12 protein-coding genes and 1 tRNA gene are annotated in these 11,796 nt (G+C 45.7%); 1 reads left to right on the top strand and 12 read right to left on the bottom strand.

Features of this window, described 5'->3' with window-relative positions; all coding sequences use genetic code 11:
* Positions 1–5: 5 nt before the first annotated feature.
* From pth to BLU12_RS01295, 5 genes are all read right to left on the bottom strand, one after another.
* Positions 6–584: an aminoacyl-tRNA hydrolase gene (gene pth / locus BLU12_RS01315; protein ID WP_091459990.1), complete on the bottom strand. Its 579-nt coding sequence runs from the start codon at positions 582–584 to the stop codon at positions 6–8.
* Positions 585–591: 7 nt separating this feature from the next.
* Positions 592–1,248, bottom strand: coding sequence for a 50S ribosomal protein L25 (locus tag BLU12_RS01310; protein WP_091459988.1), 657 nt, complete (start codon positions 1,246–1,248; stop codon positions 592–594).
* A 122-nt stretch (positions 1,249–1,370) separates the two neighbouring features.
* The gene (locus BLU12_RS01305) at positions 1,371–2,339 is read right to left on the bottom strand and encodes a ribose-phosphate diphosphokinase (protein WP_091459986.1); all 969 of its coding nucleotides are present in this window, start codon (positions 2,337–2,339) and stop codon (positions 1,371–1,373) included.
* 39 nt (positions 2,340–2,378) lie between these two features.
* Entirely contained in the window at positions 2,379–3,746 is a 1,368-nt protein-coding gene (gene glmU, locus BLU12_RS01300; protein WP_091459985.1) for a bifunctional UDP-N-acetylglucosamine diphosphorylase/glucosamine-1-phosphate N-acetyltransferase GlmU, read from the bottom strand.
* Positions 3,747–3,813: 67 nt separating this feature from the next.
* Positions 3,814–3,889: transfer RNA gene (locus BLU12_RS01295), tRNA-Gln, on the bottom strand.
* A 157-nt stretch (positions 3,890–4,046) separates the two neighbouring features.
* On the opposite strand from BLU12_RS01295, the gene BLU12_RS01290 reads away from it, so the two are divergent.
* A complete protein-coding gene (locus BLU12_RS01290) occupies positions 4,047–4,463 on the top strand; it encodes a Fur family transcriptional regulator (protein ID WP_009201299.1) in 417 nt (138 codons plus the stop codon).
* 333 nt (positions 4,464–4,796) lie between these two features.
* Here the strand turns inward: BLU12_RS01290 and galU are convergent, their stop codons facing one another.
* Genes galU through BLU12_RS01255 form a run of 7 tightly spaced genes read right to left on the bottom strand, consistent with a single transcriptional unit; the run spans position 4,797 to position 11,775 of the window.
* Positions 4,797–5,666: a UTP--glucose-1-phosphate uridylyltransferase GalU gene (galU, locus tag BLU12_RS01285; protein WP_057940892.1), complete on the bottom strand. Its 870-nt coding sequence runs from the start codon at positions 5,664–5,666 to the stop codon at positions 4,797–4,799.
* 31 nt (positions 5,667–5,697) lie between these two features.
* A complete protein-coding gene (gene glmM, locus BLU12_RS01280; RefSeq protein WP_091459983.1) occupies positions 5,698–7,074 on the bottom strand; it encodes a phosphoglucosamine mutase in 1,377 nt (458 codons plus the stop codon).
* 53 nt (positions 7,075–7,127) lie between these two features.
* A complete protein-coding gene (locus BLU12_RS01275) occupies positions 7,128–8,336 on the bottom strand; it encodes a CdaR family protein (RefSeq protein WP_091459981.1) in 1,209 nt (402 codons plus the stop codon).
* Positions 8,317–9,153 carry a diadenylate cyclase CdaA gene (cdaA, locus tag BLU12_RS01270; protein ID WP_091459980.1) on the bottom strand — a complete coding sequence of 279 codons (837 nt, stop codon included), beginning with the start codon at positions 9,151–9,153 and terminating at the stop codon, positions 8,317–8,319. Before cdaA ends, BLU12_RS01275 begins: the two co-directional genes overlap by 20 nt.
* On the bottom strand, positions 9,150–10,256 hold the full coding sequence (locus tag BLU12_RS01265) for an alanine/ornithine racemase family PLP-dependent enzyme (protein WP_091459978.1): 1,107 nt from the start codon (positions 10,254–10,256) through the stop codon (positions 9,150–9,152). The genes cdaA and BLU12_RS01265 overlap by 4 nt, the downstream gene beginning before the upstream one ends.
* Positions 10,253–11,095: a deoxyribonuclease IV gene (locus tag BLU12_RS01260; RefSeq protein ID WP_091459976.1), complete on the bottom strand. Its 843-nt coding sequence runs from the start codon at positions 11,093–11,095 to the stop codon at positions 10,253–10,255. The genes BLU12_RS01265 and BLU12_RS01260 overlap by 4 nt, the downstream gene beginning before the upstream one ends.
* Positions 11,086–11,775 (bottom strand): NUDIX hydrolase, encoded by a 690-nt coding sequence (locus BLU12_RS01255; protein WP_234945353.1) that lies wholly within the window; start codon positions 11,773–11,775, stop codon positions 11,086–11,088. Before BLU12_RS01255 ends, BLU12_RS01260 begins: the two co-directional genes overlap by 10 nt.
* Positions 11,776–11,796 lie beyond the last annotated feature (21 nt).

Here is an 11,796-nt window from a genome sequence, read left to right as displayed (position 1 = left end):
ACGTCCTATAGGCTGCTGTTTACGTAGGATATGGCATGTTCTATATCCATTGTAACCCAGGCCAAAATTGCCTTTGCTGCTCTCTCTAGCACATCGGGCAAAGCCTTCATTTCCTCTTCGTAAAAGGGAGATAAGACGAAACCTATTAAATCCTCTATGGGTTCCTCTCCCCCCGTCCCTATTCTAAGCCTAGGTATTTCCAATGTGCCAAGCGCGCCTATAACGGAAGCCATTCCATTATGACCGCCTGCACTGCCCTTGGCGCGCAGCCTTAATTTGCCAAAGGGCAACCATATATCATCATAAACTATCAATATATTATTATTATCTAAATTTAACTCTCTTTTTGCCTGAACTACAGAACGGCCACTTAAATTCATAAAGGTGAGCGGCTTTAACAGGTAGACCCTTTCTCCCTCTACCTCGAAGGGTCCCCACATCATGCCATTACACCGATACTCGAAGCTGGCAAATTTATTTAATTTTTCCAACAAGGCATCCACGGCCAGCCATCCAACGTTGTGCCTTGTCATGCCATATTTTGCTCCAGGATTGCCAAGGCCGACGCAGAGTCGTACGCCCACTCTAAAATTATTCCTCCTCTTCTTCTGCGGTGGGCTTTTTGCCTATTACTTCGACTTCCCTTTCAACTTCCTCAGCTGCTTCTACTTCTTCTTCGACTGCTTCAACGATTTGAACGACAGTGTCTTCAAGATCGACCGATACTAAAGCGCTTTCCGGCAAGTTGATATCGGATATTCGAAGGCTGTCTCCTATATCGAGTCCAGCTATGTCTACATGTATCTCATCGGGCATTTCCGTAGGAAGAACTTCCATCTCTAATTCGTGAAGAGATTGAATCAAAACTCCACCCTTCTTGACGCCCAGACAGGATTCCCTGTTTATAAGGACTATAGGAACAGCTACCAATACTCTGTGTCCTTTTACAAGTTGATAGAAGTCGATGTGAAGGACCTGCCTGCTTATAGGATCTCTTTGGTAGTCCCTTATCATCGCCATCTCTTTCTTGCCGTCGGGGAAAATTACGTTAAACATTAAGGTCTTCCAATGGGAAGACTGTATGTGTGGCAAAATCTCATCGACGGACACCTTGACCGGAACTGCTTCTTTATAATCCGGACCATAAAAGACTGCAGGCAAATACCCTTCATTTCGTAGCTGTTTTGATTTGTTCTTTCCCATATTTTCCCTATATTCCAACCTTATATCAATGTTTTCAACCGCCATATCGAATTCCTCCCTCGAAACAGAACTAAAATTATGATGTTAAATGCCCTAAGCGAAAGCAACCCTATGTAAAATGAAACGCAACGATTGCCAATATTTCCCGTATTTTAAAACATTATAGCCTATCGAAAGAGTATGCTCACCGAATCATTTGAATGTATCCTACTTATAGCCTCAGCAAAAAGTGGAGCAATGGACAACACAGTGATTTTATCCAATGTCTTTTCTTTGGACAACGGGATGGTATCGGTTAAAACCACTTCTTCTATTGGCGAATCCTTGAGCCTCTCTATGGCCGGGCCGGACAAAACGGCATGGGTTGCAGCCGCATAGACCTTTTTAGCTCCCCTTTCCATCAATGCCTCGGCTGCTTTTACAATAGTGCCGCCGGTGTCTATCATATCGTCCACCAAGATGGCCACTTTGCCGTCGACGTGTCCTATTATCTCCATTACTTCGCAATGATTGGCTATGTCATAGGATCTCCTCTTGTCAACAATGGCAAGATCAGTATGCAAGGGCTCTGTGAAACGCCGCGCTCTCACCACTCCGCCTATGTCGGGAGATACGACAACTACTTTCCCCGCTTCTATTTCATCCTTCAGCTTCTCCTGGAAATAGGATGCCAACAACGGAACGGCCGTGAGATGATCTACGGGAATGTCGAAAAAGCCCTGAATTTGTCCGGCATGAAGATCTGCCGATACTACCCTGTCGGCTCCGGCTTTCTCCAGCAAATTCGCTATCAACTTTGCTGTGATCGGCTCCCTGCCTCGTGTCTTTCTATCTTGCCTTGCATAACCAAAGTAAGGAACCACTACGTTGATCTGATAAGCAGATGCCCTTCTCAAGGCATCCAAAAATATCAACAACTCCATCAAGTTTTCGTTCGAGGGGTAGCATGTCGATTGTATAACATACACATCGGCGCCTCGAACGCTTTCCTCTATAGATATGCCTATTTCGCCGTCGGAAAACCTATAAATCTTGGAAGCCGCCAAAGATATATGGAGGTTTTCGCACACCTTCCTGGCAAAGTCCGGATGAGATTGCCCCGCAAAAATTTTGAGCTCCCTATCCTTAAAGACCATAAAGACCGACCCCCACCTTTATTATTAGTAGTTGATGCCTTATTTTTTCCGTTTCCACCCCAATATGTTCCGCTGCCGCGCTCTTGCCAAGGCTAAGGCTCCTTTGGGGACATTATCGGTAATTACGGAACCGGCTCCTGTAGTGACATCGTCATCGAGCTCGACTGGCGCGACCAACATCGTATCACTGCCGACGAAACAGCGATCGCCTATTATCGTCGGATGTTTTCTAATTCCGTCGTAATTACATGTTATAGTGCCGGCACCGATGTTGGTGTCCTCTCCAATAATAGCATCTCCTATGTACGATAAATGAGGAACTTTGCTCCTCGCCCCTATTTTTGACTTCTTTATTTCGACGAATTTCCCTGCAAAGGCTTGTGCCATCAATTCCGCTCCGTCCCTTAAATAGGCAAAGGGACCTACGACGGCTTCACGTCCGATTGAAGAATTTTCAATTATCACGTGGGAGTTTATGTGAACCTGACTTTCAAGCCTGCAATCCCTTATTATCGAGAAACTGCCTATGTTGCAACGATCTCCAACGACGGTCCTGCCATATATCTGGACATTTGGAGAAATAAAAGCTTCTCCTTCAAATAGTACGTTAGGACCAATCCAAACAGTTGAGGGATCAACGCATTTGACACCCCTTTCCATCCACCGAGCAAGTATCGATTCCCTTAGCAAAGCGGTTGTTCGTGCCAATTGAAAGGGATCGTTGACTCCCAAAAACTCTTCTTCTCTCTCTCCGAGCACCACTTCAACACGTTCCCCAGCACTCTGAAAGATTTCCACCAGATCAGTTAAATAGTACTCTCCCTGTGCATTTTTACATTCCAAACTTTTAATATGACGTTTAAGGGCATCTGTTGAAAAGGCATAGACGCCGCTGTTGACCTCAGAGATCTTCAATTCTTCTTTGGTTGCATCTTTTTCTTCGACGATTCGAACAACGCCGCCGGCTCTAACGACCCTACCGTATCCAACCGCATTGGACGCCTGAAAACTGATAAAGCTCAACGCCGAACCTTTCTCCAAATGCCGTCTCATCAACAAGTCGATGGTATCGCTGGTAATAAGGGGAACATCGCCGGGCAGGACCAATAAATTGTCGTAATTTTCCCAGAAAGAAGAACTAACCTTAACCGCATCTCCTGTACCTTTTTGCTGCTTTTGCTCGATCGTAGCGATATGGGGCCAATCTCTTTTGAGATAAGCTATTACTCCTTCTTTTCCATATCCTACTACTACTGCAGTAGCAACTTGCTGACACCCCTTTAAAGCATTTAGAGGATATAAAAGCATGGGCTCGTTCAAAATGGGTTGCATCACTTTCGCGGTAACGCTTTTCATTCTTGTGCCCTTGCCGGCGGCAAGAATTAAAGCTCCCCAAGTAAAATTCATATCTTCTAGCCTCCCAATGCAACAAAGTGGGGGGAGTCTTTCTCCCCCCATTTATATACCATATTTATGGCTGGGGTGGCAGGATTCGAACCTGCGAATGGCGGATCCAAAGTCCGCTGCCTTGCCGGCTTGGCTACACCCCATTGTAAAGCAAAATGAATTATACATGAAACGTTGCCTCCTTGTCCAGATCAATCGGGCAAAGGAAATCCTATTTTTTAAACTTTTTGAACGGTCCCTCTTGAAAATTTACCTTTAAATAGTTATAAATTAAATTACAGATTGGAGGGGTATCAAAACATGTGGAATGTCGATGAAATTTTGGATAAGTTAAAAACAAGGGGGTATAAATTGACAGGTCAGAGAAAGGCAATCGTGGAAAGGCTGTGCGGGCGCAAGGATCATCCAACGGCAGAACAGCTTTACAAAGAACTTAAAAAAGACTATCCGACCATATCCTTTGCTACCATATACAGTACCGTGCAGCTCTTGGAAGAAATGGGCTACCTGCAAATACTTACCATCGACGAGAAAAAAACCCATTTTGACCCAACGTGGGCAGCTCACGCTCACTTCTTCTGCCAAAAATGCGGCCGACTGGAAGACATCGAGATGGAACAGGAGGAAGTGGACAAACTCAAAAATTTGAGCGAATACAGAACCCAAAGCTTACAGGTCTATCTATATGGATTATGTCCAGAATGCAATAACAGGTAATCTAAAAATTTTGTGCTTCCTAATAATTGCGCTGGTAGTTTTGTCTTCGGTCTTGGGTATATTGAACCAACGCAGAGAATCCTCTTTACTGCAAGGCCTCTTTTGGTCGAGTTTTGCCATGATAATGGTGTTAAGCTTCTTGGTATTGCTGGCTATTGCGCCATTTTATATAGCTATAGCCCCTCTGATACCTTTAGCGATGTATATCTACATACTGACTAAACGATCGAACCGCTCGGGTTAACAGTCCACCGAACAGCGGGCTACTTGCTCTTATCGCGATCATTTTACAAGAAGCCCGCTACAGTTATAATTCAAATTCATTTTTCAAATTCATTTAATGATATTTTCATCTCTTAATATTTCTAAGGCAACGTCTTTCAGTTCGGGATCTTGAAGTCCCCTTCTTATGGTCGATCTGAACCAGGAAACCTTGGTCCCGCAATCGAGACGCTCTCCTTCGTAAACAACTCCCCAGATTGGCTCCTCCTGTGCCAAGCTTTTCAAGGCATCGGTGAGTTGATATTCGCCGCCTTCGCCCATACTTATATTCCTTATATGGGAAAAAATAGACGGAGACAGAACATACCTTCCCATTATGGCAAAATCGCTGGGCGCCTTTTCTTTCTTTGGCTTTTCAACCAAGTCATTTATCCGATAAACGTTGTCCGAATAGGGGGTAGCATCTACAATGCCGTACCTTTCCGTTTCTTCGTGAGGCACTCTTTCAAGTGCGATCACCGAGCCTCCAAATTTCTCCCGCACATCGATGAGCTGTTTAAGGACCGGTTTATCGGAGATCATGACATCATCAGTCAAAATAACCCCGAAGGGTTCGTTGCAAAAGGGTTCGGCACAGAGTATAGCATGCCCCAATCCAAGGGGTTCAGGCTGTCTTACATAGGCAAAGTCCGCAAGGGTGCTTATAGACGTGATTAAACGGTACAAATCTTCCTTGTTACGTTCCTTCAAAAGTTGTTCCAATTCGTAGGATCTGTCGAAATAATCCTCTAGTGCCCTCTTGCCTCTTCCGGTTATAAATATAATTTGACTACATCCCGATGCTACAGCCTCATCCACACCGTAATGAATAATGGGTCTATCGATTAAAGGCAACATTTCTTTCGGTATTTCCTTGGTAACAGGCAAAAAACGAGTTCCGAGACCGGCCACGGGGAAGATGCACTTTCGAACGCCAGACATTGACATACCTCCTTTATACTTAAGTAAAATGTCAAATAACCTCATCAAGCTCTTTATCTATCTTGTGAATTTGCGAAACCAGCTCTTTAGCTAAAGAACCCAAATCGAGACCCTTCCCCTCCAATAAAATTCGCACCATGGGCTCAGTCCCGGAAAGCCTGACAAACAGCCTTCCCCGGCCCTCTATTTTTCTTTCGTACTCTCTGAGAAGTTCCAAAAAAGCCGGATGAGATAATATTTTGTCTTTACTGCTCACCCTGACGTTTTGTAAAAGCTGAGGGTATGGAGAAAATTCATCGTTCAACTCGCTGATGGGAAGTCCGAGTTCATCGCAGGCTCGAAGGAACATCAAGGAGGTGCACAACCCATCGCCCGTTTGGACATAATCTTTAATAATTATATGACCCGATTGCTCCCCTCCGAGCAAGGAATTGGTCTTTTGCATAGTTTCATAGACGTAGCGGTCGCCTACGGGACATCGAAATAGAGGAATGCCTTCTTTGTTTAAATGCTCTTCCAATGCCATGTTGCTCATCACTGTAGCAACCACACCGCTACCCAGCGCTCCTTTTTTCTTAAGCCACCTGGCCAGCACCCATAGAATCAAATCTCCGTTTATCAGGCGACCTTTTTTGTCGACGAACAAGACCCTGTCGCCATCACCGTCGAAGGCAACTCCAAAATCCGCCCCCTCTTTCAAAACAGCCTCTTGGCATGTCTCGATAAACATCACGCCGACGCCCTCGTTGATGTTGAGACCATCCGGTTTATCGCCCAAAAAAACCGCTTTTTTTGGCTTTAGAGCTTCAAATACATCTTTTGCCGATTTTATCATTGCTCCATTCGCACAATCGATCACCATTTTGTATTCGGACAGAGAAAAACTGTCGACCTTTGCCAACATGTATTTTACGTAATCACCTATAGAGTCCTCGGCCTCAATGGAGACACCAATCGATGCCCCCGTTGGCCTCCACTCGTCCAACATGGAGTCGCCAAGGTACTCCTCTATGGCCGCTTCGTCGTCATCGCTCAGCTTTACGCCCCTTTTATCGAAGAATTTAACCCCGTTGTACTCGGCAGGATTATGCGAAGCGCTGATTACAGCGCCGCCCGCCAACTCGTATTGCCTAACTGCAAAACTGACCCCGGCCGTGGGGATAACGCCTAAAAGCATCACATCAGCTCCTGCAGACATGAACCCTGCCTCCAGTGCGGACTGCAGCATTTGACATGATAATCTGGTATCGGTTCCTATGGCAATTGTGGGTTTGGGTATTCCCCTTTCGGCCAAAAAAAGGGCATAGGCTCTGGCCAAACGCAGCACCATTTCGGGGATCATGACCCCCTTATTCGCTACGTCTCTTACCCCATCTGTTCCGAATAAGCATCGTATTTTCTTGCCCATTGGACGTTCACTCCTATATTTATCATAAATTGCAATGCCTTACAGTTATCAGTCTAATCCAGAACCGTAAAGGTAACCCTGTCAGGATCGACCTTCTTGACGCTGATCCCTTTAACCTTTACTTCAACGTTTACGGGTATGGACAATCTCCTGGACACTATATTCGTAATATCTACATACGCCACTATTGCGGGCTCCTTACCTTCAAGGGAAGAAACAATGGACGGGGGCCCCTCAATGATCACATCCACTTTAGTGGGATCTATTTTCCAATTTCTATATATACCTCTGCCCCTTATCTCTATCTCCAAATTTTCGTATTTCATAGTAGCAATCCTTTGCTTTAATGTTACCTTCACGGTTACGCTTTTATCTCCCAATACATTGATCCCTTTCGGGACTGAAATGGGAAGTTGCGCTTCCATGTCTTCATTTATTCCGCTTATATTCAGAGACTTTGTAGTGATGGAACTGATCCCGTTAAGTGTCACTTTTGACCCTTCCAATATCACGTTCCCTGGAGTAGTCAGAATGGACGTAACGATATAATCGGGATGAGGCTCCCCTTCAATGGGAACAAAGATGGGAACTTCTTTTTTTATCTTTACGATATCGACCTCAGCCTGAAAATCAACCTTGTCAGGGATCACTGTTACGTTCGACCATTCCTGCGATTGAGGTTTAAGCATCACCTTAAGACTTATCTTTTCGTTGGCAAGCAGATCGGCAAGAGAGGGAACGACGACTGCGCCCGTTATCCTTTTCACATCGCTTTCTGTACCCCGTACGATCACTTGGGAGGGAGACACGATAACGCTTCGTAAAGCATATCCGTCGGGCAGCTGAGGCAATTCCGGCGTAACGGGGATCGCCCTTTCCGCGCTCTTTTCCAATCTGAGATCCACCGTTGAGGGGTTTATTGTTATCAACTGCAATCCCGTTGACAAAGATGTCCTTACTGGGAGGGTATGCCGCCCCGGCTCCAATCCCTGAAGGTCGACATAACAAACTATGTCCTTTTCGGGGATAATGTTCGATGCCAAAAACCTGTTGGCAGCCACTTGAACCTCGACCTCCCTGCTGGGAAGTTGGATCGTAACCCCGCTAGGGACATTTCGAAGCTGTAAAGCCAGTCTGTAAGATCTTACCACATCGGTATTGCTGTCTCCCGTGACATAAAACCACAGAAAAAAGGCGAGTACCAAGGAAAATACCTTCAAAAATGTCCTGGAGGAGAACAGATTATCGATCCATTTCATCATCTTTTACACCTCCAGAACGAAATGAAGCAAAGGCCTCACGGATCTTTTCCCACAGCGATGTGGGTTCGCTTTCCGAAAGAAAGTAGTGAAGGAGCAACTGACGCAATTGGTTTTCTTTAAGACCTCTGGAGAGGTGACCGCGTATTGCAAAGGAAACCTCTCCCCGCTCTTCCGAAACCACCAAAGATATGGCATCCGATACCTCCGTTATTCCTAAGGCTGCCCTATGCCTCGTACCAAGCCATCTTGAAATATCCGGATTATCGCTCAGGGGTAAAAAACATGAAGCCGCAATCACCCGTTCCCTATCCAGTATGGCAGCACCGTCATGGAGGGGATTGCCCGGCCAAAAAATGGATACCAACACTTCTTGAGAAATTTCAGAGTCCAATTTTACAGCAGATTGCCACACGTCTTTAAGTCCAGTGCTCCTTTGAAGAACTATCAAAGCCCCTATTTTTTGAGATTGGAGATACAGTAGGGCCCTTAAAACCTCATCCGCCAAAGACTGCGCCTTCTCCCTGGATATGGCCCGTCTCCACAGGCTTCCTTTGCCTATTTCCTCGAGCATCCGTCGCAGTTCAGGTTGAAATACAATGGGAATGGCTATAAACATAACGCCTAAAAACTTTCCCAATATCCACGATAAAGCTTCAAAGCGCAAAGTCCTGGCAAATACACTGACTAAGGCCAAAAGCAACAGCCCCTTTACAAGCTGCATGGCCCTTGTATCCATCAGCAATAAGAGGATGCGATATATGAGAAAGGCAATAATGAGTATATCTAGAATATCGCGCAAGGACAGAAATTTGATCATTCTGCTTCCGCCACCACTTCCACATAAGGCGACGTAGCAGCTGCCAGCATCGCCCCATAATCTACCCTGAAAGCCAGAACGCTCCCCGGGGAAATGTTTTCGTCACAATTTTCTACATCTAGAATCATATGGTCGCTCGACGCACCGAGGATGCGGATGCCTTTTTGAAGAGGTTTGATTCCTTCAAGCCTGACATCTTGCTTGCCCAAGGCTAATACAGCCCTAAGACGCACCCCCCTGTCCTCAAAAAACGGCACATTGCCGAAGGCATCTGCTCCTATTTCGCCTACAGGCACGCTCGGCTTTCGCCTGACCTCTATTACTTCCGCTTCTAAAAACATGGTATCCTGGTTCAAATAGGGAATTTTCCTCCCGCCCGTTACGTCAGTGCCAAGCAAAATAGCTTCCCCTATTCTCAGTTGATTTATTTCCCGAGGCATCTCTCCCTTTTCTATCAACGCCAAGGAAGAGCTGCTTCCCCCCGAGTAGACCGCCAACTTGTAGCCAAGCAGGTCCTCGAGTTTACGGCCAACCTCGACCAACCTGCCCATATTTTCGCGGGAGGGTAAAACGCCGCCATAACATCCGACATTAGTTCCAACTCCAAGGCAGTGAACCCTTTTACACTTCTTCAAAGCACTAGCCATCGTTTCTATTTCGACATCAGATGGCCATATACCCTCGCGCAGATCACCTACGTCAACCATGACTATTACTTCATGAAACTTATTTTGAATTTTACAGGCTTCATCTAAGAGTAAGATCGTCTCAGCCATGGAAACCAAGCTTACATCGGCCCAAGTCACCACAGCATCTGTTTCGCTTGGCATCGGCAAGCGCAAAAGCATAAAAGGAGAATTCACGCCTTCTCTTTTGAGATTTGCGATATTTTTTACGCGACTGTCGGCCAAAAAGAAACATCCTCCGTCGACCATCGCCTCGGCTACCTTTAGGTTTCCACAAAGCCCCTTTGTAACGCCACCCGCCCTGATGCCGGTTTTTTTGCAAAGCTCCACCACTTTCGAAGCGTTATCCCGGATTTTTTCGAGCCCTACCCTAAGTTTGGGATTACTTCCCATGATCGTCTTCCTTTCGATAATCAATGTCCCCTCAGTTTTCTCAATAAAGCCAAATTACCCTCGTCGCCGCGGCCTTCCTTAGGGGTCTCTAAAAGACATGGTACCCTCTCCCAACGCCGATCGGTAAGTATATTTGCGAAAGCATCAATGCCGATATTGCCATCTCCTATATGAGCATGCCTGTCTTTTCTGCTTCCTCTCTCAAAGCGACTGTCGTTTAAATGCCAACATCCAACCCTTTCAAGACCGACGTACTTGCCAACCATTAGAATTAGGCGTTCATAACCCTCCAGAGAGGAAAGCTCGTAACCGCTGGCAAATAGATGACACGTATCGAGACAAAGACCTATTCTAAAGTGGCCATCCAGCAACTCCATGATTTCGCCAAAATGAGCCAAATCACCACCAAGGGAGAAACCTTCGCCTGCAGTGGTCTCAAGAAGCACTCTTGTCTTAAGCTCCTCGGTCCTTTCTAATACCTCCTTAAGAGCCTGTGCCACCCTTTTGATTCCCACGTCAACACCTGCGCCCCCATGAGAACCGGGATGCAATACTAAAGAGGATATCCCCAGTTCATTACACCTTTTTAACTCCTCTACGGTAGCGCATATGCTCTTAACTCTCAAATCTCCCTCCGAAGCCAAGTTAATCAAATAAGACCCGTGGGCTACTATTTCTTTGATGTCGCTCTCTTGCCACTTTTTGTAAAAGGCCATACTTTCTTCCAATTTTATGGGAGAAGATTTCCACTGTAATTGATTTTTCGTGAATATCTGTATTGCCTCGCATGAGAGGCTTTTTCCTCTGTCTATGGCCTTTGAGAGGCCACCGCGAACGGATATATGAGCTCCTATCAAAGACATCTACGCTCCAATGCTCCTCTAAAATATACGCCTGAATTGACCATTATCTTAAGCAAAATACGTGCCGTCGCACCCCATATCCTTACTCCGCTTTTGAGACGGTAAATAGGATATAGAAGGGAAAATCCCTCGCTCAGAGAAAAGGTCTCTAACTCAAACTTACCACCATTCGGGTCATCCAAAAAGAAGATAATGATCCTTTTGATTTCGTTGGAATCTACTTTAACCTTTTTTAAATTATCAATATTTTTCAAAAAACCTACGACGGGAACTATCACAAAACCCGTCGTGTGAGTAAGCTCGGGATCTAACATGTCAACTACGCTAATTTCGCTAGAGGGCAAACCTGTCTCTTCCTCAAATTCACGTAGTGCTGTCTCGACGGGCCCTTTATCGTAGGGCTCCATCTTACCGCCGGGAAAGGCAATTTGCCCTCCGTGTTTGGGAAGGTCATCTTTTTTTTCGACCAGTAAAAGAGACGGCCTTCCCGCTACAGTCAACATAGGCACCAGCACGGCGCTTTTAACCAAAGAGGAGATCTTTACTCTGTCTCCATAATGTCTTGCTATCTCCCTTTCCATGCTCCTCCAATCGGAGGAAAGTACCTTTTTGCGAAAGCCAAAGCGCCGCCATGGGCAAAATTCATTGTAATCTCTTCTATCATCAAACCCTACATCCACATCGCTACTCCTATCTGCTAC

It is taken from the genome of Acetomicrobium thermoterrenum DSM 13490 (assembly GCF_900107215.1).
Lineage (GTDB): Bacteria > Synergistota > Synergistia > Synergistales > Acetomicrobiaceae > Acetomicrobium > Acetomicrobium thermoterrenum.
This window is presented reverse-complemented; position numbering and strand designations above follow the sequence as displayed.